Below are 19,860 nucleotides of genomic sequence, written 5' to 3'. Positions count from 1 at the left end.
ACCCCAACAACGACGACGAGGGCCAGCACGTCGCACTGGTGGGCTCGCTTCAGGCGGCACTGTTAGCCGATGGCCCCGTCGAGGTCCATGCCGGAGGTCGGCCTCGGGGACGCTGAGGAGGCCGGGATCGCTGGGGCGATGTCGAGCCGCTGGCGGATGCGGAGGACGGTCCGAGCCGAGGCGTTGATCTTCGTGGCGATCTGAGGGTCCGACAGGCCACGCGCCGCCAGCATCCGCACCGCCTCCTGCCGCTCGCCGATCCCCAGACTCGCCGTCTCGGGGCCACCGTTGACCACGCGCTCGACCAGGGCCTGGTCAACCTCGCGTCCCTCGGGTCGAGGCGCCGTGCGGACCGTAGGTGGCTGGAGCACACTGACGTTGTCAAGGTGACCGAGAGCGTCGGCGCGGATGGTCTCCTCCCAGCACTGGCCGCAGCCGGGACCCATCAACCGCCGGTCGCTGTCACGGTGAGTGCACCGAGCCTTCACGTGCCCGGCCAGGCGGTGGGTCTCCTTGAAGTGCGACACCGACCGACGACCCGCGCCGATGCGGGCCTTGCCGGAGCCGGTCTTCTTCAGCGACTGCACCATCTGAGCGGCGTCGCCGAGGGAGAGCCGCTGGTCGCTGACCATCTCCTGAGCCTCAGGCGGCAGCAGCAGTAACCCGATGCGCGCGTTGATCGTGGCCGCGGAGAACCCCGTCATGGCTGCGATCTGAGCCACCGTGTGACGCTCGCGCAGGTCGGAGAAGGCGCGGGCTACGTCGATCGGGTCGAGGCCCTCGCGCTGCAGGTTGGCGATCGCCATCAGGCCGATTTCGTCGGTGGCGTTCTCGTGGCGGACCATGCACGGCACATGGGTCTTGCCCGCCATGACGCTGGCGGCGCGTCGGCGGTGCCCCTCGATGATGCGGAACTTGCCTCTCGGGGCCGGTACCACCAACAGCGTCTGCAGCACCCCAACCGAGCGGATCGAGGCCGCCAGCGGGCCGAGGTTGGTCAGGCGGGGGCGCACGTTGTGCGGCGAGGCGAGCAGGTCATCGAGCGCGATCACGGCAGCGGTGGTGCGAGACATCGCGACCTCCAGCGGGGGGAGTGGCGCCGCGGCGAGGGCCATGAGCCCAGGCCCGTGTGCGGCGTTGCCGGGACCTCCGGCACGGGGGACGACCTACCTGTGCCGCCGCGCCCGGCTCAGGCGAAGCGTCGACTTGCACCGTTACGGCCACGCTGCAAGCGAACCGGCCCTCGGCTTGCAGCGTCACGGCCACGCTGCAAGCGCACCGGCCCTGTCGCCGGGCCGGACCAGACGGCACAGGAGTCTCGTGAGCCAGCACCCCTACCGCGGTCAGAAGAAGTCCTCGCGCGTCCAGGCCCCCATCGACCACAGCGGCCTGGCGGTGTGGACCGACGGCGCCTGCTCCGGCAACCCCGGCCCTGGCGGCTTCGGCTGGCTGGAGGTGCGCGATGGCGTCCCCACCGGCCTGACCGCGTCCGACGGCGAGTCCCGCACCACCAACCAGCGCATGGAGGTCGCGGCGGTCCTCGACGCCCTGCGCACCGTCACCGAGCGCCCCCTGGTCGTCTACTCCGACTCCACCTACGTCGTCGACTGCTTCACCAAGTTCTGGTGGCGCGGATGGCTCAGCCGCGGCTGGACCAACAGCCAGGGCAAGCCGGTGGCCAATCGCGACCTGTGGGAGCCCCTCGTGGCCCTCGTCCAGGAGCAGGGCGCAGGCCTGGCCTTCCGCTGGGTGAAAGGTCACGCCGACGTCGAGTTCAACGAGGCCGCCGACAAGATCGCCTGCGGCGCTCGCGACGCACAGTCAGGCCGCTCCTCGCGCCCCGCCGCCACGTCCGGGCACGCTGCTGTCCCCGCTCCCGTGCCCGCTCCCGTGCCCACCGAGGGGCCTGCGGCGGTCCCGGATCCCAGCGACCAGGCCTCGCACGACCCGACCGCCCAGCAGCAGGCCGCCGTGACGCCGGACCTGCGCGCCTGGGCGCGCACCTACCGGCCTCAGGACGGCTGGGGAGCGTCCGCGCAGGCCTGGATGGACCTGATCACGCTCATTGACGGCGCCCGTGCCGACGCTCGCGGCGAGGCCGTGGCCCAGGAACGCGGTCGGCTCGCCGACCTCCTCACGCCCCGCTCCGCCGACAACTGCGCCGACGACGTCTTGGCCCGCGTCCACGCCTACCTCTCCGACCCGTCAGTCCACGCCGCCGACCCCCAGGAGTCCTGATGTCTCGCACTCGCCCCCACCACCCTGACGCGAAGCGACGCGTCGACGGTGCCAGCCTGCTGCTGGCCCTCGTCGGCCTCGGGTGCCTGGTCCTGGTCCTCACGACCGCCTTTCAGGACAGCGAGCAGTGGTGGCGCTGGTTGATGCCGGTCCCGTCCCTGCTGGCTATCGGGGTCGGCCTGAGCCACCTCACCAAGTGGGAGGCCCCGCGCGACCTGGCCCGGCCCGAAGAGACGCCGGTGAATGCGCCGGAGCGGTGCGGGTCGTCAGAAGTGCCGGACACGATGGGTTCATGAGCGCACCGGCCAGCCCCATGCACCGAACGACCAACGGCGTCACCGTCCGGGCCACGGCCCGCGAGGCCCGGACGCTGTCGGCGCTCGTCTCGCCCACCCGCTCGTTCGTCGCCACGCCGGTGCGCGGGGAGTACTTCATGCCCGCCCCGTCCGCTTCCCTCGCGGTCCGTGACGCCGCCTTCCTGGCCGAGAACGGTGTCGAGGTCGTCGCCGTCCACGAGGCCGCCCCGCAGACCCACCCGGAGACGCCTCGATGACCGCCCCCGACGACGGCCCGGCTGCGCCCCAGACTGGCGTGGTGCCGCCCTGCAGTGCGTGCGGCCGCCCCGCGGGTCTCTACTACGCCGAGTGCCCGCTGTGCCTGTCCTACGCCCAGGGCGCTTCCTTCACCCTCGCCGACTACCCACCCGGTGCCCCCGAGGACCCCCTCATCGACGGTGTCGAGATGCTCCTGGCAGCCCCTCTGACCGGCGGCGGCACCGAGCACGACCTGGAGCGCGCGCACGACGGAGACGGCTGGAACGAGCCCTACTCCGCCCACTACACCTGCATCTGCGGGGAGTGGTCGCTGTCATGGGTGCAGACCGACCCCGAGCAGACCGGGCGCCCCGCAGGCCGCGATGTGCTGCTGTCGTGGCGCGCGCACTACGAGGAGTTCATCTCCCGCGGCAGCGACTGACACCGGACCTGACGCCGGTCTCACACCCCGCTACGAGCCGCCGCATCAGACTCGACCACCTGGCCTCCCTCTTGCGCAGTGCCTACGTGGAGGGGTGGGCCGACGAGCGCGACGGCGTTCAGCGAGACGCCGTGCACCTGGCGGAACAGGCGGTCTCCGACGCCGAGACAGACTGAGGCAACGGCGCGTGCGCGCGCCGCGCACCCGTTCACGCCGGGGGAGTCCTTCGGCGTTGACCGGCGCTGGTGCCTGGACACGCGGTGCGCTCACCTGCTCTCGCCGGACACGATCAGGCCATGACCCGCGGCCAGAACACCTACACCGACACCCGGACCGGCGAGGAGTACTCCTACGCCGACTACACCGACCTCGACACCCAGACCCAGGGCACCGCGCCCCCGTTCCAGCCCTGGGAGAGCGACAGCACCGCTCTCGTCCACGTCTTCTGGAGCCTGCGCAGCGACGGTCTGATCGCCGAGCGTCCCCAGCGAGACGAGCCGCTGCGGCGCGCCCTCTTCGACCGACTCTTCGGGTCGCGAGCCGCCGGTCACCACTACTCCGAGGGCCTCATCGAGGACCTGCGCTCCATCCTCGACGCCCACGACCCTCAGGTGGCCGCGGGCGCTGCCGGAGCCCGCAGACTGGAGCGCGCCGAAGTCGACGCTCTCCCCTCCGAGCCCAGCCCGCGTCAGGGAGGGAACGCCTTCGACCTCGCCGCCTCGGTGATCCTGCGCTCCCGCTTCATGAAGGCTGCCCTCGCCGCGGCCACCGCCCGCGCGCTGCGCGAAGCCGCCGACGAGGAGGCAGCCGCCCAGGGCGGCCCCATGGTCTCCTCCGTCGAGCGACTCCTGCGCCGCGCCCACACCCATGACGGGCAGGGCTGAGGCATGACCGTGGCGGGCGGGACTCCTGGTTCGTCGACGCCCTGCTGCTCTGACATCCACGCGCGGCGAGGGGAGACGCCGCCGTCAGCCACACACCGCGGTGTCATGGACCTCTCGGAAGTCAACGGCACGCCGCCGCAGCCCGGCGTCGCCTACTGCACCCGATGCGCGACCGCGCTGGCCGACGTCGGATGGTTCGCCCCCAACCCCGGCCAGCAGCCGCTGCCCGACCTGACCTCCCTCATGGACCCCGCAGAGCCCCCAGCCTGAGCGTCTCCGGCCTGAGCGTCTCCGGCCTGAGCGTCTCCTGCCTGAGTGCCGAGGGCCGCTGCGGTTCCTTTACCGTTCAGGCATCCCGCGCCACCCCCGATCCTCTCGGAGACCTCATGACCCTCGCCATCACCCGCACCCGTCGCCTCCTCGGCGCCCTCGCCGTGACCGGGGCCCTGTGCCTGACCGGATGCGGTGGTTCCGACTCTGGGTCCGGCTCGGACTCAGCGGGTGGCTCCGGCTCGGGTGAGCGGTCCACCGACGACGCCGTCGAGGCGCTGCAGGACTGGATCAGCGCCACCCAGGACGGTGACGACGACGCCTGCGACCTGGAGACCGACGCCTACGCCGAGGCCGCCAACGCCCAGATGTCCGACTCCGGCCAGGAGACGCTCTCGTGCCCGGACCGCGTCGCTGCGGTCGCGGAGTTGATGACCGCCTTCGGTGAGGGCACCGACTACACCGACGCCGACTTCGTCGTCACCGACGAGACCCCAGACACGGTGACCATCGAGGCCACCTACTCCGACGGGATCGTGGAGTCCTACGGCCTCGTCTACGAGGACGGCGACTGGCTGGTCAACTCCGAGGGCGGGACCGGCGGCGACGCCAGCGGAGGAGCCAGCGAGGAGGAGATCGCCGCCCAGACCGCGCAGTGGGTCGAGAACTGGTGCGACGTCCAGCCCGGCCAGACCCGCGAGGAGGCCATCGAGATCATGGGGGAGCCGACCGGCGAGTTCACTGCCGCCGACGACGCCACGCCCCAGATCAACTACGAGATGGGCCCCTACTCCTTCACCGTCTTCCTCGACACCGACGCCGTCGTGGACGGCTTCTACGCCAACTACGACAGCCTGGGCGACTCCGACCTGGCCAAGATGCCGTGCGTCACCGACGGCCCCTCCGGGCTCGACCGCGAGTGACCCCATGGGGCATCCAGGATGACGGGCCGCACACGGGCTCCGCATGAACCCTGATCTCGGGACGCCCCTGCCCCGCTCCACCGCCCTGGCCCTGTCGCTCGTGGTGGGGGCGGTGGTGCTGGCCGTGCCCACCACGGTCGTGCTGCTGCGTGCCCTCGACGGCTCGGTGGGATCGGCCGTGCTGGGCCTCGGCATGGTCCTCGTCCTCGTCAAGGGCCCCCTGCTGCTGGCCCGTGGACTGCTGCGGGTCCGCGTCCACGTCGGTCCCGACGCGATCACCCGCACCCTCGGCGGCCGGGTGGCCCACCGGATCGCCTACGCCGACGTCACCCGGGTGCGGGTCAAGCGCGAGCCCTACGCCCTGACGATCACGCTGTGGGGCACCGACCCGGAGGGACGCGAGGTGGTCTTCCCGGTCTCGCGGTCCTACGTCGGCGACCTCGCACCGCTCGCCCGGCGCCTCGACTCCGAGGTTGAGCACCGCGGCAACGGCCTGTTCGTCGACGAGCACGAGCGGCGCTGGTGGCAGGAGTTCCGCGCCGGGACGTTCTAGGACCGCGGCTAGGACCGTGGAGCGCGCCGGTGGCCGCGCCGGACACGACCCGAGCATGACGCAGAACGCCTCCACCACCTCGCGCTACGTCGCTGCTGCAGCCATCAGCAAGGCTGGGGACACCCATGCCCGCCTCAGCGCCGAACACACCGAGGTCCCCGACGCGACTGCTGACACGGGTGCCGACGGAGCCCCGAGCACCCCCTCGGTCTGCTCCTCGTGCGCGCAGGCCTGGCCCTGTGACACCGCCCATGCTCTCGACATCACCCGAACGCTCCGCGCCGAGATCCATCACCTGCTGAACCCCGCCATCGGGATCCTGCGCCTTTCGGCCCACCAGGCCGAGACCTCCTTCGACCCGCTCGCGGTAGACATCGCCGCTGCGCCCCACACCGCGGTGAACCTGTCCGCTCGCCGTCTCATCGCCACGACGCGAGCCCTCCAGTCGGCCACCGATGCGGCTGACTTCGCTCTGGGCGAGACCACCCTGCGCGAGGCCATCGCCACGGTGCGCGCAGGCCTCTCGTCCTGACCCGGCCACCACTGACCTGGCCACCACCGACTGGCCCGCCACGCCCGTACGTCGCCGTGCGCGAGCGCCTCTGCGAGCCCCCGGACACCTCTCCGACAAACCCGTCGCCACCCGGAAGGCCGACCCGTGCCCAAGACCTCACGAGCACCGCTGTTGCTGCTTGCCCTCGCCAGTGCCGTCACCGCCACGGTGACCAGCCTCGGCGGCGCGGCCTCCGCGACCGCCTCCACCACAGTCGACGCCCCGGCCCCGGCCACGGCTGACCTCTCCGCGCGCCCCAGCACGCGCACCACGGGCTTCCAGAACCCCGACCCCTACCTCGCCTGGCCGGACGCAGCCGACGGTGTCTTCGGAGACCTCGCCTTCCACCCCGCCTCCCACGTGCACGAGTACCCGTGGAACTTCGGGGTCACTGCGATCAGCGACCTCTACGACACCGCAGAGCCCGACGACGCCCGTCCCTTGAAGGGGCACCCGGGAGCGGCCGCGATCACCGACGCCGTCGAGATCGACACCGGCGTCAGCGCCTGGGCCCGCGTCAGCCCGCACGGCGACTCCGAGACCTTCCTGTCGACCCGGGCTCGCCTGGTCAACGCCTACGGGGCGACCTCCTTCGCCACGCTGTCCCACACCCGCGTCACCTACTGGTTCACCTACCTCGACACCAACAAGCAGCCCCAGCGCGTCGAGTTCCGCGTCGACCGCCGCAACGCGCCGTACCTGCCGACCACCGACACGTCGACCTCGTCGGGGTCTGCTCCCAGCGAGCGGTGGAGCGTGCTGCGCAACGGCCGCCGCGTGGCCTGCCCCGACTGGACCGCCCCCGGGGTGCGTACCGCGCACCTGTGGGCGGACGCGGCCAGCGACGGCGCCCCCACCAACGTCCAGCACCTCACCCACCAGGTCCCCCTCGGCTGCGTCGGGTCCTCGACCTACCGGGCCGGGATGAGCCTGACCGCCTGGCGCAAGGACCCCGCATCGGCCCCGGCCAAGAAGAACCCGGCAGCCATCGACGGCGTGCAGTTCCTCGCAGACCAGCAGCGCGGAGTCATCAGCATCGACCTGGACGACCTGGTCGTCGTGGGTGCGCGCCGCACCGAGCGCAGCGACAGCGACTACACCCCCGACGACGCTGCCGACTACGACTCGATCGCAGGGTGGGCGCGCGAGCAGAACATGATCACCGCGGGACGCAACTGGGACCCCTACGCCAGCGATGGTGCGGCTGGCGCTCGTCCCACCGGCCCGGCCGGACGGCGTCCGTTTGTCTTCGTCGACCCCCAGGCCACCTCTGGTCGGGCGTCGCGCTACGTGGTGACCCTCACCCCCACCGACGGACAGCAGGCCACCATCGACGCCACCGTCGACGGTGCGCCGTGGCGCTGCGCGAACCGGCAGGGAGTGGCCCTGGCCGATCGCACGCGCTTGGTGGTGAGCATCCCTCGCCCCTGCCTGCCCCCGCTGAACCGGATGTTGGTGATGACCAGCGAGCGCAACCACGAGTCCCCGCCGTTCCTGACCACCCAGGCGCGCTGAGGCGCCACCCCAGCACGCCCCGCTGCCCACCCGACGCCGCTGATCGAAAGGCATCCCGTGTTCCCCACCCGCCAGTCCCTGCGACAGTCCGCGCTGCTGCGCAGGCTGACCCCTGCAACCCTGCTCGCCGCGACCCTCCTGGTCACCAGCGCCACCACTGCCGCTCTCGCTGAGGCGGAGCCTGCCTCGACGGAGCGCGCCACGGTCGGCAACCCCTCCCCATACGCTCCGTGGCCCACCGCCCCGGCGCCCTCGCTGCTGGGGGACCTGGCGGCCCACGACCACCTCGACATGCTCGACTACCCCTGGTGGTCCTACGGCTTCACCCTGCGTGGCTCGGTGGGCGACCCTTCCGAGATCGACGACGGCGCCTCCCTGCCCCACCACCCCACCCCGGCCCGCAGCCTCCTCGACGACGTCGACATCGACGCCGCCAACTACTACGCCCGGGTCCGACCGGACGCGGCCAGCGAGCGCTACTTCGCCACGCGCCTGCGCTTCGCCAGTCCCCAAGACGACAAGGTCGGCTTCGGGCACCGCCCCCACACGCGCGTGACCTACTGGTTCACCTACCTCGACGCCGAGAAGAAGCGTCAGCGCACCGAGTTCCGCGTCGACCGTCGCAACGCGCCCTACCTGGCGACCGAACCCGGCGAGGGCACGGGGGAGCCGAGCGAGACCTGGCGAGTGGTGCGCAACGGTGCCAGCGTGACGTGCCGCGACTGGACCAACCCGGGGACCCGCACCGCGCACGCCTGGATCGAGACCCCGAGCGGCGACAGCGGCGAGGTCGCCACCGGGGGAGTGCTGCGGGCCCTGACCCACCAGATCCCCGTCTCCTGCATCGGCTCGCGTGCCTGGCGCAGCGGCGTCACGGTGACCACCTGGGCCAAGGACCCGGCCAAGACGAAGGCCTCGCGCAACCCGGCCACCAGCGACTCCATGATCCTGATGACCCGCAACAGCGACACTCAGATCGACCTGCCCCCGGGGGAGTTCGGAACGGTCTCGGCCCGCCTGGACACCAGCGCCCAGCAGCAGGACCCCGCGGCCTACCAGTCGCTCGGGGCGTGGGACCCCAGCCAGAACGTCATCACCCTGAGCCGAGACTGGGACCCCTTCGGCACCGGGGCGACCCGCCCCGCCACGAAGGACGGCCTTCGACCGTTCGTCCTGGTCGACCCTCAGGGTGCCGCCCAGGGACGAACCTCGCGCTACGTCTTCACCCTCACCCCCACCACCGCCGGTCAGGCCACGGTGACTGCTACCGCCGACGGCGAGCGCTTCCGCTGCGCCTCGCGGCTGGGGCTGGGGCAGGCAACGGGGACCGCGCTGTCGGTCTCCTTCCCGCGCAAGTGCCTGCCTCCGCGTGCGCGCATGCTGCGCTGGACCAGCGAGCGCAAGAGCGCCTCGCCTGCCTTCCTCATCACCGACACGCCCCGCCCGACCAGCCGCTGACCGGCCGCTGACACAGAGCGCACACCGGCCGCCACGACACCTTTCGTGGCGGCCGGTGGCGTGTGCTGGCCGTCGCCCCCACCGCGGCACAGGGGAGGTGTGAGCGCCCTCCTGCATGCCCCCGCCGTCGAGACCCTCGTGCCCGACACCTGCCGAGGCGGCTGCATCTGCACACACCTCTACCCGCCGCCCCACCCGGTGCTCACCGTGACCGTGGCGCACCGAGCCGACGACGAGTTCTACGAACTCGGCACCGTGGCTCACGCAGCAGAGCCCGCTGCGCTCTTCGCCTCCCTGGTCGCCCTGGATGCCGCGTCGTCATCGTTGGACCAGGACGCCTCGATGCGGGTGATGGTCGACTACTGGCACGGCGGAACGCTCTCCGACGACCAGGTGATCTCCGCCGACACCGCCGCCGTGCTGCTCGGCCTCGACCGGGACGGCTTCGACCTCCGCCTGGAACAGGCTCGCGCCGACCTCCGCGCCTACCGCGCGCTGTCCTGACACGAACCCTGACCACGCACGATGGCCAGGACCTGCCAGCGTCATCTTCGGGTCACCTCGGCACCTCACACTGCGGCACGCCCAGCCGATGAGCCCAGGGCCCACTCGACGCCCTCAGGCGCGCCCCACTTCCCCGAGGGACACCATGAGCCTGCTCTCCCCAGACCACGCCACACCCGACCGCTGCGCGCCCACGCAGACCAGCGGTGACACCGGCATCGGTTTCCGACGACCTGGCGCTGGCCTGGCATTCTCGCCCGCGGTCCGCTTCGACCAGTTCGCGACCAGCCCTCAGGACGCCCTGGTCTGCTGGATGGAGCCCGAGGGAGGGGCAGGCATGTCCATGGTCGCCTTCGCGGCCCTGACCGAGCGCGCGCAGGGGACCATCACCAGGGTGTTCAACACCCCCGGCCCCTCGACGTGTGACGGCGTTCAGCACGGCCAGCGATGCCAGCGGCCTGTGGGCTGGGGCGCAGACCATGAGCGGCTCGCCACGATGACCTTCTTCATCACCCCGGCCGGGCGCGCGCTCTGCGCGGGCTGCATCCGCGCCCTGTGAGGTCCTCTCCCACGGGCTGAGAGCCAGCCCCGACCCCGTCCGCGGATCGTTCAGGACCGTCGACGAACCCCACCCCGACTGCGCGTTACCCGTGCAAAATCCGGCGGCACAGTCGGGGGCGTGAACCCTTCTGCTCCCCTCATCGGCGTCGTCGAGTTGCCCGCCCTGGCCCAGGCTCTGAGCCAGGCCGGTTACCAGGTCGTCACCGACGGGGCCCCTCGCGAGGCCGCCACCACCATCCGTGGAGCGCTCGAACGGAACGGCGCCTTCCCCGTCCTGGTCTCTGACACGCCCTGGCCCGGTCTGCGAACCTGGACCAAGCGCACCGCGCAGGCCACCACGGTCGTCGTGCTGCACGGCCCCGACGGCGTCGGGACCGTCTTCGAGGGGGTCATCTCGATCCCGCTGCCCGCGCCCCTGGTCGAGATCGCCAGCCAGTGCGGCTTCTCGCTGCCCCCGGAGGCCGCCGACCTGCAGGTGATGCTCGACGGGTCCGTCGTGGACTCGCAGACCGCCGCCGCCGAGCCGCTGGCATCCAGCATCGTCGAGATGGTCCCGGTCGCGGGCCAGGCCGCGAGCGCCGCCGTGGTCCACGACGTCGTCGCGATCGAGGTAGCCGACCCCGAGCCCAGCGCCACCCAGGTGTCCGCTGCGCCGATGCCCGCCACATCCAGCGTCGTCACCACGCCCCAGGCCGAGGCGAGCCCCCCGCGCGACCCCTGGGCCGAGCAGGAGGCCATGTACGCCGCCCAGAGCGCAGCCGAGGAGCACCAGCCCACCCTCGACCCTCCGTTCCCCGCCCCGTCGCCTGCTCCCAGGGCCCCCGTTCACGAGCAGCCCGCCTTCGCCGACCCCGCCTTCGCCGTGCCGAGCCCGACCCCGGTCGCCCCGGCCCCCGTCGTCGAGCCCGAGGTCACCCACGAGGCGCCCGCCTTCACCGCTCCCGCCTTCACCGCTCCCGTCTTCACCGCGCCCGCGGTCCCCGTCGACGAGCCCGAGATCACCCACGAGGCGCCCGCCTTCACCGCTCCCGTCTTCACCGCGCCCGCGGTCCAGCAGCCCCCGGCCCCGGTCGTCCCGGCTCCTGTCGACGAGCCCGTCGCCCACGAGGCGCCCGTCTTCACCGCTCCCGTCTTCACCGCGCCCGCGGTCCCCGTCGACGAGCCCGAGATCACCCACGAGGCACCCGCCTTCACCGCTCCCGTCTTCACCGCGCCCGCAGTCCAGCAGCCCCCGGCCCCGGTCGTCCCGGCTCCTGTTGACGAGCCCGAGGTCGCCCACGAGGCGCCCGCCTCGGACGTCCCGGTCTTCGCCGCACCCGCGGTCGCCCCGGCTTCGGTCCTGACCCCCTCCGACGCCCCCATGCCGTTCCCCGGACAGCCGGTCGTCGAGCAGCCCCTCATGACGCAGCCCCAGGCCACCCCGGGAACCCTCGTGCGCACCGACGAGCCCCAGGTGTTCAACGGCATCAGCCTCGCCCCTGTGACAGGGGACGGCCACGCTGAGGTCGTCGTCGTGTACGCAGGCAAGGGCGGCGTCGGCAAGACCAGCACATCCATCGGTCTGGCCGAGGCGGCCTCCAGCGCCGGACTGCGCGTCATCCTCATCGACGGCAACATGGGACAGGGCGACATCCGGATCTTCCTGCGCATCGGCATGGCCGCCCTGCCGTCGATCTACAACTACGCCGTCGCAGGCGACCTGCGGCAGACCCTGATCGACCCCGCCACCCTCAACGACGCGCGCGACGTCAAGCAGGACCCCCTGCGGTTCGCGCTCATCCAGGCGCCGCCGCCCCACCTGACCGACCCCTCCGTGGTGACCCCCGAGGTCTATCTGCGACTGGTCCAGGAGGCCCGGCAGCACTGCGACCTGGTCATCGTCGACACCCAGATCATCGAGCCCCGAGCCAAGGAAGACCCGATGGTCACCGGGTTCGTCAACCCGCTGCTGCGCGCCGGGGCCTGGTCGGTGGGCATCTCGGACCTCTCCACCCCGGGCATCTCCAACCTGCGCTCCCGGCTGAAGAAGACCACCGCGATGCAGGTGCCGGTCGAGCGGCGCATGACGATGATGAACCGGGTCGACCCGAGCACCCCCTTCAACGCCGACGGGCTCGCCTCGGCCCTCGGGGAGCACTCGCTCTACCTCGGTGTCGTCTACGACGACGCCGAGATCTCGGAGTCGATGAACCAGGGCCGGAGCCCGGGTTCCTTCCCGGCCATCTCCGCGATGCTCAACGCCATCCTCGGCACCGTGCAGCCGGAGTGGGCTCCTGCGCTCGAAGCCCGCCGCGCCAGCGCCCCCAAGGCGAAGGCGCCCGCCAAGCGTGGCCTGTTCGGACGGCGACGCCGGTGACCCAACTCGCCGAGTGGGACGAGGCCGGGCTGGAGCGAAGCGGGCCCGACGTGCTCGACGTGCTCTCCACCAACGGGCGGCACGCCTCCCTGGCCGTCATGTGCGGCCTGCTCCACAGCGTCATCGTCGGTCGCGCGGCCGAGTCCTTGCTGGCTGAAGGGCCCGAGGCTCTGCCGGAGATGGGCGGCCTGTGGATCGCCCCGTCGTTCGGCTGGCTGGTTCCGCGCATCGACGTGGGTCGCAAGGACCGCGGCCCCCGCGGTACCCGTCTGCGCCTGCCCGTCCGCCTGCAGTGGCCCCACGTCATCGAGACCGTTCCGATCTCCGCCACGCGCCGCCCGGCAACGTTCGGCTGGGTCACCACGTCCATGGGCCACCACGGCATCGGCGAGACCCAGATCCACCTGTCCTACGGGCTCGACACATGGGAGGTCGCTGAGTCTGAGGCGGGGATCCCGGTGCAGGCCTACGGCCCGGTCATGACGCGCGAGCAGATGTGGGCACACCTCCTGCGGGTCTACGACGAGGGGGTCACCGCGGAGTTCGAGTTCATCATGGGCCTGGAGAAGAGGGTCTCCACCGCCCTCGCCCGAGCACACTCCTCCCTGGCCCGCGAGGTGGCCGACTACACCGGCATCCAGGCGCCGCTGCTCGACAGCACCAAGATCGAGAAGGTCCGCGACCAGATGCTCCTGGGCCTCGACGGCCAGAACGCCAAGGTTCGCCAGATGCTCAACCGCCTCATCGACCCCATCACGCTGAACAAGGTCGACCCGTGGAAGTACATCGAGGTGGCGCTGCGTCGCGACGCCAAGGAGGAACTGCGCCGCGAGATCGGCGACCCCCGCGTGGGCGCCAAGGTCCGCGAGGTGCACAAGTCGCTGGGGTACCCCGATCTCGATCACCTGGTCAGCGTCTTCCGCGAGATGTACCCGAAGGCCCACCTGTCCCATGACCGCGCCCGGGCCGCGCTCGACGTGCGCTCAGACCCGATGGCTGAGTGGTGCGCCATCCTGGTCAACGACGAGGCCGAGGACGACGAGGAGCACATCTTCGGTCTCGGGCTCTTCGACCCCGAAGCCGACGAGGACCCCGTCGAGGCCTAGGTCAACCGACTACCGTCGCCGTCGAGTGCGGTCGGCTCCTGGCGCGCGGTCGACGAGGGCTTTCCCGCGGTGGCAGCAACTGGCCTAGTGCTGACACGTCACTAACAGGCCACGGGGGGCGCTCAGCCGCCCCCTGTCGATGCCGATGGGCGGCCCTGGAACCAGACGTCTCGTCTTGGGTCGCCGTCTCGCGCTCACAGCATCGAGACCCCTCTCGGGCTTGCGGCAGCACTCACGCCGTGTTGTGCGCATGGTCCCGAGCAAGGACGACCGTCGGTCCCGAGGCAGCGCACACGGCTGTTGCCCGGCCCTCCGGATCGTCGAGAAGCCGCGCCAGAGAGAAGCCATGACGAGCAGCCTGAGGAACGCCAGCGACCCGGCCCGGGCGCGCGCATCCCTCCAGGCCGCACGCCTGCAGCGCTCGGAGTACCTGATCTCCCTGGCCGAGGGTCTCCTCACGCCCCTGGATCTCATCACCGCGGCCTGCGAGCCCAGCGGGCGGCCGCTGCGGCGCATCACTCTGCGTCAACTGGTCCTCGCCCAGCCGCGCGTGGGCAAGACCCGCGCCGACGCCTACCTCGCCGCCCTCGCCGAACGGCTCAGCATCAGCGAGAACCTCGCGAGCCGCAACGTCGCGTGGCTCATCGACCCCCGATCCGGCGGCCGACGCATCCAGGCATGGCTCGACGTCGCCCACCCTCGCGAGATCCCCTGGCCCGGCTTCCCCCTCGCGCCGCGCCCACTGTCGGTGCCCAGTAGCACCCTAGGCACTACCCGAAGCAAGGCCGTCGCCCATGGCTGAGCCCCCCGCCCACCTTCACGCGGACCCGTCGCGGACCTTCCCGGCTGGCCACCTCGTCACCAGCACCGCCCCCAGCCAGCCTCACCACCCCCAGCAGGAGCACGACATGGCAGCACCGGCTCTGATCTTCGATGTTCACGAGGACCGACCCACCACGGCGGTCTCCTGGGTCACCCTCATCCGCGACACCGCGGCGGCTCAGCGCTCGACCCTCATCGACGACTTCCACCGCTGGGCGCAGCCCACCGTGCGGCGCATCACCGCGGGCATCCTGCGCGAGATGCGCCTGGACCGGAACACCTGGTTCGACGACATCGAGTCCAGCACCGCCGAGGCCATGTTCCTGCTCGTCATCGAGGTCGTCGAGGACCGCACCTCGATCGACGAACTGGTCTCCTTCGAGGCGCTGCTGACCTACCGGGCCCGCTCCAAGGCCCGCGAGTTCCTCGACTCCTCCGGCGGCTTGAACCAGGCCTCCGGCCAGGTCGGCCTCAAGCGCCGGGTCAAGGAGATGCGCTGGACCCTCAACCACCTCACCCAGACCACCGGACGCGTGCCCAGCGCCCAGGAGGTCGTCGAGGCCACCAACGCCCGCATGGAGGAGAAGCGCAAGGACTTCCGTCGCCAGGGCATGGAGTGCTCCCTGGAGGACTACGCCTACCTGGAGATGGGCCCCGCAGCCTCCCTGGAGAACACCCCAGAGCCGTCGGTCGCTGACCCCAACGAGAACCCCGCGCCGCTGCACGCCGCCGAGCGTCTCGACTTCATCGCCATGATCATCGCCAGGTGCGCCCAGCACTCCGAGATCCTGGCCCAGGTCGCGGAGGTCTGGCTGGACCCGGCCACCCAGTCGGCCTACGACGGCCACCCCTCGGCCTCCGACGTCGCCCCCTTGGTCGGTCTCGCGCCGCAGACGTGCCGCACCAAGATCGCCTTGGTGCGCGAGTACGCGCGTCAGGTGCTGAAGGACTTCTACGGCATCACCGGGGTCGAGGAGACCTCCGAGGGGCCCTTCGCCCCGAACCCGGAGCCCACCATCAGCAACGGCCGCGTCAGCGGGTTCCGGCCGAGGGCGGTCACCGACCCCGTGCTCTGACCGAGCGTGCGATCACCCCGAGCACGGGGGTAGCCTCCTCCGCCCAACCCGAGGAGCCCCGTGCCTGCCGCCAACCCCGTCCCTCGTCCCGTACGGATCGTCGAGGTGCCCTCCATCCCGCTCGACCCGCAGCCCGACCCGCAGCCCGGCGGGCGCCCACGTCGCCCCCGCTACCGCTACCCGGCGGACCGCCCCAGCGGGCTTCCCGCAGCGGTGGGCCGCGCCGCCTGACCCACGCACCGCACCGCCAGAGCGGTGCCAGCCCCTTCCGCGCACACCTGGCCTGGACCCCTTCGCTCTGTCGCCGACCACGCCGCGGGGGCACAGGCACTAGGTGAGTTCTCCCGAGTCGCCGCACCCCGCCAAGGCCATCGACGCAGGCGCGTCCCTGACCGCCACCGTGCCTGCCGACTCCTCGATCGCCCCCTCTCGCGCCGACCGCAAGACCTTCGTCCTGAGCGAGATCTTCGCCTGGGACGGCGACCAGTTGACCGTGACCTCCGACGAGGCCATGGCGGTCCTCACCCGACCCGCGCTCTCACCGTCCACGTCGAAGGCCATGCACGGCTGCGTGGCCCGCTGGGCCGTCGAGCGAGTCATCTCCGAGCCCCCGAACCCGTTCAGCGCTAGCGAGGTGGGCACCTCCGGTCACGCCATCCTGGAGGACCTGTTCGCCCTGCCCGCCTTCGGGCGCACCCGCGCTGCGGCCAACAAGATCCTCGAAGCCCACAAGATCCAGGCCTGGCCTGGCCACGACGAGGCGACCGCCTCGAAGCGATCCGACTGGCACACCGCAGTCCACAACGCCATCAGCGGATTGTGGTCCATCGAGGACCCGCGCAAGGTCGAGGTCGCCGGGCTGGAGCAGGGCTTCGAGGACACCTACGTCTGCGACATCCCCTTCGTCGGCTACATCGACCGCCTCGACTGGGTCACCGACCCCGAGACCGGCCAGAAGGTCATCCGCGTGGTCGACTACAAGACCGGCAAGGTGCCCAAGGACATCGGCCGATTCGGCGACGACCACGGCGACCAGATGCGCCTGTACCGCGAGGCGCTGCGGTCCAAGACCGGTGTGGCGCCCCTGAAGGCCACCCTGCTCTACACCCAGCACGGCAAGTTCCGCGACGTCCCACTGTCGAAGCCCGCGATGTCGAAGACGCTGCGCGCCTTCCGCCAGTCCTGGGACGACCTGAACACCTACACCGAGCGGGCTGCCTACCCGACCCAGGACGGACCCCTGTGCGGCTGGTGCCCGGCGGTGAACTCCTGCCCCGTGGCCGCCTCCAACGAGCGCGTCGACCGCACCGGCCTAGCCCGGAGCGCCGAGTTCCTCGGCATCCCCGTCGTGCGCAGCCTGCCCCCGCGCCCCGAGCCCGACGAGCGCGCCGCCCGCTACGCCACGCCCACCGAGCACCCCTACGAGCCCACCGACGACTTCGGGTCCGCGGCCATGGCTCCCGCCCCCATCCCGGTCGGCTACGACCCCGCCGCCGCCTCGGTGCACTCCGCGCCCGGTGCCGCACACGTCCTGATCGACCCCGCACACCCCGAAGGGAACAACCCCATGACCGCCGCCGCCCCCCGCTTCTCCGAGGACAAGTCCTGGTTCGAGGAGTCCAACGGTGTGCTCAACGCCAACTCCTACAGCGCCCGTGCCGTGTTCGCCACGACCTCCATGGCCTACGAGGAGATGAACAAGGCGGGCGTCGCGATGACCAAGGACGGCATCGACGCCCTCGCACGGACGCTGCTGTTCGTCGTGGCGACCGTGCACAGCGAGTACTCCGCGACCACCCCGTCCCTGATGGACGGCCTGCGCACCCGACTGCAGGGCCTCCTGCACTCCTACATGGACAGCCACCCGCTGCCGTGGGGCGGCGACAAGGCCGCGTGGGACGCCTGGGTCGGCCTCGGTGTCAAGCACGTGCGGTCGATGACCGCCGCCGCCCAGCGCCTCTACATCGAAGGTCCGGGTGTCGAGCCGTGGAACGCCCTCGCCGTCACCGCCGCCCCCCTGCAGACGGCCCCGCAGACGGCCCCTCAGATGGCCACCGCCTGACCCGAGCGCCGCAGAACCAGCGCCCCAGCACCAGCCCCAGCACCAGCCCTAGCAACACCCCAGCCACAGCCCACCCCAGCACCCCAGGAGCAACCGATGGACGACGCCAGCCGCCTCAACCTCACCACCGCCGCGGTCCTCGCGACGGGCCCCGCCACCGCGTACACGACGCAGGTGAAGAACGAGCAGCCCGACGGTAGTTTCGTCGAGGCGACCGTCCCGGACCCCCAGGCATGGCGAGCCGCGGTCCACACCAACGCCATCGACATCTACCTGATGGCCGAGGCCGACGGCCTGGTCGGCAAGGCCCTGCGCGGCATCGTCCCGCAGGACAAGGTCACCAAGCGCTTCGCGGGCACCGTCGTCGGCGTGCGCAAGGAGCCCTCCTCCACCCGCGGCATCGTCACGATCTACACCGGCACCGACCGGGAGAACAAGGACGCCATCAGCAAGCAGCCGCTGCCCGCGGGCTGCGAGCAGGTGCGCACCGAGCGCACCGACGACGCCATCGGGCGCGCGGTGGCTCGGCGCATGACCACCCTCCTGGGCCACCGCGTCCTGCTCTTCATCGAGATGGAGGCCATGAGCGGCAACGCCAACGGCCACAGCGTCCGCGTGGTCCGCCACGCGGAGAGCCTCGGGGTGGACGCCAAGGCGGCGGAGCGCGGTCTCGGCCTGCTCTGACCCCGTCAGCACCCCACCGCACGGCCCCTCCCACCGGAGCGGGCCGTGCGGTCGTTCCCGGGGGTGCTCACCTGGAGCGCCCCGGAACAGGTGCCGCACACCGGTAGTGCATGCCTCCCACGCCCACGAACCGCCCCCACCTGCGACTGGCCTGCTCTACCCGCGACACGGTCACGAGCAGCGGCTCTCGCCCCAGCCGGTGTCAGCAGGTCGACCACCCAGCGCGCCACACCTCCGCGCCCGAGCAGGCCACCGTCACCCCGATCGCCGCCGCGCCCTCCCACGATGGCTCGACCCACGCCCCCTGCTGGGTCACCTTCTCGGTGGACTGCCACTCTGCGGCCCTGGCCGAGCAGTTCCAGGGGTACCTGCGCAAGCGCAACCTCCTGGCCAGCGTCGGAGGCCAGACGGTCTCGGTCCGCTTCGACCGGACCCAGCCCGGCACCGACAACCTGGCCTCCCAGATCGCCTTCGCCGCGGTCTCCCGCGACTACGCCGACGCCGACAAGGTCATCGAAGCGGTCCTGGTCGGCGGCAGCCCGGCCTGAGCCCGTCCCAACCAGGACCCGGTCAGGCACCGACCAGGACCCGCGCCGCCAACGGCGCGCAGGCCGTCCCCGCCCGTGCGGCACAGGAGCAGACATCGCCCGACGCAGGCAGCGCCTCGCAGCCGAGCGACCCCGCCCGAGCCCCCGCAGGCCACCACCCATCAGGAGCCCCGCCGCATGTCCTCTCTCGCACCCGCCGACTTCGACCACGCGCCCGTCGAGGACAACCTCGCGGGGATCGACGACCTCGGTGAGATCGACCTCGACGCCCCCATCCACCCCGACGAGCCCGAGGACCCCACGGCCACCGACACCGAGGCCCTCGGCAAGTCCGCCCAGGCCCGCCCCAACAACCGAGCGCTGATCCGCCGCGTGGCCAACAAGGCGCAGGAGATCCTCGACACCGACACCGTCGTGCGCTCCATGACCGCGGGGATGCTGGGGGTCACCGACAACGTCGGCGACCTGACGCTGGCGATCATGACCGCCGATCGCACCTGCGCCCAGCCGATCGACGACCTGTACCGCATCGCGGAGGCCGACTCCTTCGAGGCCGCAACCGTCACCGGCGCCCTGGGCCGCGAGCGCATGAAGGCGGTGTGGGCGCTGCTGGACGCCTTCGACGCCGCTCCCAGCGCCACCGTCCCCGCCTCGAACCCGAAGGCCGCGCTCGCGCTGGCCAAGCACGTGCTCACCAAGATCGACATGGCCGAACTGCGCACCGACCTCGACCGCGTCCTGGCCCTGCTGCGCAAGAACTGACCCGACCCGC

22 protein-coding genes are annotated in these 19,860 nt (G+C 71.7%); 21 read left to right on the top strand and 1 reads right to left on the bottom strand.

What is annotated here, in order from left to right; genetic code table 11:
* Positions 1-62: 62 nt before the first annotated feature.
* Positions 63-1,073: a ParB/RepB/Spo0J family partition protein gene (locus ASF47_RS18630; protein ID WP_162242294.1), complete on the bottom strand. Its 1,011-nt coding sequence runs from the start codon at positions 1,071-1,073 to the stop codon at positions 63-65.
* A gap of 247 nt (positions 1,074-1,320) precedes the next feature.
* On the opposite strand from ASF47_RS18630, the gene ASF47_RS21740 reads away from it, so the two are divergent.
* The 21 genes from ASF47_RS21740 to ASF47_RS18530 all read left to right on the top strand — a co-directional run bounded on the left by ASF47_RS21740 (position 1,321) and on the right by ASF47_RS18530 (position 19,850).
* Positions 1,321-2,238: a ribonuclease H family protein gene (locus ASF47_RS21740; protein ID WP_235558810.1), complete on the top strand. Its 918-nt coding sequence runs from the start codon at positions 1,321-1,323 to the stop codon at positions 2,236-2,238.
* Positions 2,238-2,534 (top strand): hypothetical protein, encoded by a 297-nt coding sequence (locus tag ASF47_RS18620; RefSeq protein WP_056865541.1) that lies wholly within the window; start codon positions 2,238-2,240, stop codon positions 2,532-2,534. The genes ASF47_RS21740 and ASF47_RS18620 overlap by 1 nt, the downstream gene beginning before the upstream one ends.
* Positions 2,531-2,791, top strand: a complete 261-nt coding sequence (locus ASF47_RS18615) for a hypothetical protein (protein WP_156698031.1) — start codon at positions 2,531-2,533, stop codon at positions 2,789-2,791. Before ASF47_RS18620 ends, ASF47_RS18615 begins: the two co-directional genes overlap by 4 nt.
* On the top strand, positions 2,788-3,213 hold the full coding sequence (locus ASF47_RS18610; RefSeq protein WP_056865539.1) for a hypothetical protein: 426 nt from the start codon (positions 2,788-2,790) through the stop codon (positions 3,211-3,213). Before ASF47_RS18615 ends, ASF47_RS18610 begins: the two co-directional genes overlap by 4 nt.
* 296 nt (positions 3,214-3,509) lie before the next feature.
* Positions 3,510-4,097, top strand: coding sequence for a hypothetical protein (locus ASF47_RS18605; RefSeq protein ID WP_056865538.1), 588 nt, complete (start codon positions 3,510-3,512; stop codon positions 4,095-4,097).
* Positions 4,098-4,202: 105 nt separating this feature from the next.
* Positions 4,203-4,367, top strand: coding sequence for a hypothetical protein (locus ASF47_RS21295; RefSeq protein ID WP_156698030.1), 165 nt, complete (start codon positions 4,203-4,205; stop codon positions 4,365-4,367).
* 116 nt (positions 4,368-4,483) lie between these two features.
* Entirely contained in the window at positions 4,484-5,290 is an 807-nt protein-coding gene (locus ASF47_RS18600) for a hypothetical protein (RefSeq protein WP_056865537.1), read from the top strand.
* A 43-nt stretch (positions 5,291-5,333) separates the two neighbouring features.
* On the top strand, positions 5,334-5,843 hold the full coding sequence (locus tag ASF47_RS18595) for a hypothetical protein (RefSeq protein ID WP_056865536.1): 510 nt from the start codon (positions 5,334-5,336) through the stop codon (positions 5,841-5,843).
* Between the two features lie 55 nt (positions 5,844-5,898).
* On the top strand, positions 5,899-6,375 hold the full coding sequence (locus ASF47_RS18590; protein ID WP_056865535.1) for a hypothetical protein: 477 nt from the start codon (positions 5,899-5,901) through the stop codon (positions 6,373-6,375).
* A gap of 126 nt (positions 6,376-6,501) precedes the next feature.
* On the top strand, positions 6,502-7,911 hold the full coding sequence (locus ASF47_RS18585; RefSeq protein WP_156698029.1) for a hypothetical protein: 1,410 nt from the start codon (positions 6,502-6,504) through the stop codon (positions 7,909-7,911).
* Between the two features lie 57 nt (positions 7,912-7,968).
* A complete protein-coding gene (locus ASF47_RS18580; RefSeq protein WP_056865533.1) occupies positions 7,969-9,369 on the top strand; it encodes a hypothetical protein in 1,401 nt (466 codons plus the stop codon).
* A gap of 99 nt (positions 9,370-9,468) precedes the next feature.
* The gene (locus ASF47_RS18575) at positions 9,469-9,873 is read left to right on the top strand and encodes a hypothetical protein (RefSeq protein ID WP_056865532.1); all 405 of its coding nucleotides are present in this window, start codon (positions 9,469-9,471) and stop codon (positions 9,871-9,873) included.
* Positions 9,874-10,018: 145 nt separating this feature from the next.
* On the top strand, positions 10,019-10,432 hold the full coding sequence (locus tag ASF47_RS18570; protein ID WP_056865531.1) for a hypothetical protein: 414 nt from the start codon (positions 10,019-10,021) through the stop codon (positions 10,430-10,432).
* A gap of 120 nt (positions 10,433-10,552) precedes the next feature.
* Positions 10,553-12,790: an AAA family ATPase gene (locus ASF47_RS18565; protein WP_156698028.1), complete on the top strand. Its 2,238-nt coding sequence runs from the start codon at positions 10,553-10,555 to the stop codon at positions 12,788-12,790.
* Positions 12,787-13,896, top strand: a complete 1,110-nt coding sequence (locus ASF47_RS18560; RefSeq protein ID WP_056865529.1) for a hypothetical protein — start codon at positions 12,787-12,789, stop codon at positions 13,894-13,896. The genes ASF47_RS18565 and ASF47_RS18560 overlap by 4 nt, the downstream gene beginning before the upstream one ends.
* Before the next feature lie 346 nt (positions 13,897-14,242).
* A complete protein-coding gene (locus ASF47_RS18555) occupies positions 14,243-14,698 on the top strand; it encodes a hypothetical protein (protein ID WP_056865528.1) in 456 nt (151 codons plus the stop codon).
* A 106-nt stretch (positions 14,699-14,804) separates the two neighbouring features.
* Positions 14,805-15,794, top strand: a complete 990-nt coding sequence (locus tag ASF47_RS18550; protein ID WP_056865527.1) for a hypothetical protein — start codon at positions 14,805-14,807, stop codon at positions 15,792-15,794.
* Between the two features lie 334 nt (positions 15,795-16,128).
* Positions 16,129-17,856, top strand: a complete 1,728-nt coding sequence (locus tag ASF47_RS22145) for a RecB family exonuclease (RefSeq protein WP_056865526.1) — start codon at positions 16,129-16,131, stop codon at positions 17,854-17,856.
* A gap of 96 nt (positions 17,857-17,952) precedes the next feature.
* Positions 17,953-18,540, top strand: a complete 588-nt coding sequence (locus ASF47_RS18540) for a hypothetical protein (RefSeq protein WP_056865525.1) — start codon at positions 17,953-17,955, stop codon at positions 18,538-18,540.
* Between the two features lie 110 nt (positions 18,541-18,650).
* A complete protein-coding gene (locus tag ASF47_RS18535) occupies positions 18,651-19,088 on the top strand; it encodes a hypothetical protein (protein ID WP_056865524.1) in 438 nt (145 codons plus the stop codon).
* A 177-nt stretch (positions 19,089-19,265) separates the two neighbouring features.
* Positions 19,266-19,850, top strand: a complete 585-nt coding sequence (locus ASF47_RS18530; protein WP_056865523.1) for a hypothetical protein — start codon at positions 19,266-19,268, stop codon at positions 19,848-19,850.
* The last annotated feature ends 10 nt before the right edge of the window (positions 19,851-19,860 follow it).

The organism is Nocardioides sp. Leaf285 (genome assembly GCF_001422955.1).
Lineage (GTDB): Bacteria > Actinomycetota > Actinomycetes > Propionibacteriales > Nocardioidaceae > Nocardioides > Nocardioides kribbensis.
The sequence above is the reverse complement of the archived record's forward strand: the minus strand, read 5'-3'. Positions and strand labels throughout refer to the sequence as shown.

What these genes read in the sequence shown, in the direction of transcription:
- ASF47_RS18630 (WP_162242294.1), bottom strand. Translation starts at nt 1,073, where the DNA reads ATGTCTCGCACCACCGCTGCCGTGATCGCGCTCGATGACCTGCTCGCC.
- ASF47_RS18530 (WP_056865523.1), top strand. Translation starts at nt 19,266, where the DNA reads ATGTCCTCTCTCGCACCCGCCGACTTCGACCACGCGCCCGTCGAGGAC.
- ASF47_RS18615 (WP_156698031.1), top strand. Translation starts at nt 2,531, where the DNA reads ATGAGCGCACCGGCCAGCCCCATGCACCGAACGACCAACGGCGTCACC.
- ASF47_RS18600 (WP_056865537.1), top strand. Translation starts at nt 4,484, where the DNA reads ATGACCCTCGCCATCACCCGCACCCGTCGCCTCCTCGGCGCCCTCGCC.
- ASF47_RS18610 (WP_056865539.1), top strand. Translation starts at nt 2,788, where the DNA reads ATGACCGCCCCCGACGACGGCCCGGCTGCGCCCCAGACTGGCGTGGTG.
- ASF47_RS18550 (WP_056865527.1), top strand. Translation starts at nt 14,805, where the DNA reads ATGGCAGCACCGGCTCTGATCTTCGATGTTCACGAGGACCGACCCACC.
- ASF47_RS18555 (WP_056865528.1), top strand. Translation starts at nt 14,243, where the DNA reads ATGACGAGCAGCCTGAGGAACGCCAGCGACCCGGCCCGGGCGCGCGCA.
- ASF47_RS18570 (WP_056865531.1), top strand. Translation starts at nt 10,019, where the DNA reads ATGAGCCTGCTCTCCCCAGACCACGCCACACCCGACCGCTGCGCGCCC.
- ASF47_RS18590 (WP_056865535.1), top strand. Translation starts at nt 5,899, where the DNA reads ATGACGCAGAACGCCTCCACCACCTCGCGCTACGTCGCTGCTGCAGCC.
- ASF47_RS18540 (WP_056865525.1), top strand. Translation starts at nt 17,953, where the DNA reads ATGGACGACGCCAGCCGCCTCAACCTCACCACCGCCGCGGTCCTCGCG.
- ASF47_RS21295 (WP_156698030.1), top strand. Translation starts at nt 4,203, where the DNA reads ATGGACCTCTCGGAAGTCAACGGCACGCCGCCGCAGCCCGGCGTCGCC.
- ASF47_RS18605 (WP_056865538.1), top strand. Translation starts at nt 3,510, where the DNA reads ATGACCCGCGGCCAGAACACCTACACCGACACCCGGACCGGCGAGGAG.
- ASF47_RS18535 (WP_056865524.1), top strand. Translation starts at nt 18,651, where the DNA reads ATGCCTCCCACGCCCACGAACCGCCCCCACCTGCGACTGGCCTGCTCT.
- ASF47_RS18595 (WP_056865536.1), top strand. Translation starts at nt 5,334, where the DNA reads ATGAACCCTGATCTCGGGACGCCCCTGCCCCGCTCCACCGCCCTGGCC.
- ASF47_RS18620 (WP_056865541.1), top strand. Translation starts at nt 2,238, where the DNA reads ATGTCTCGCACTCGCCCCCACCACCCTGACGCGAAGCGACGCGTCGAC.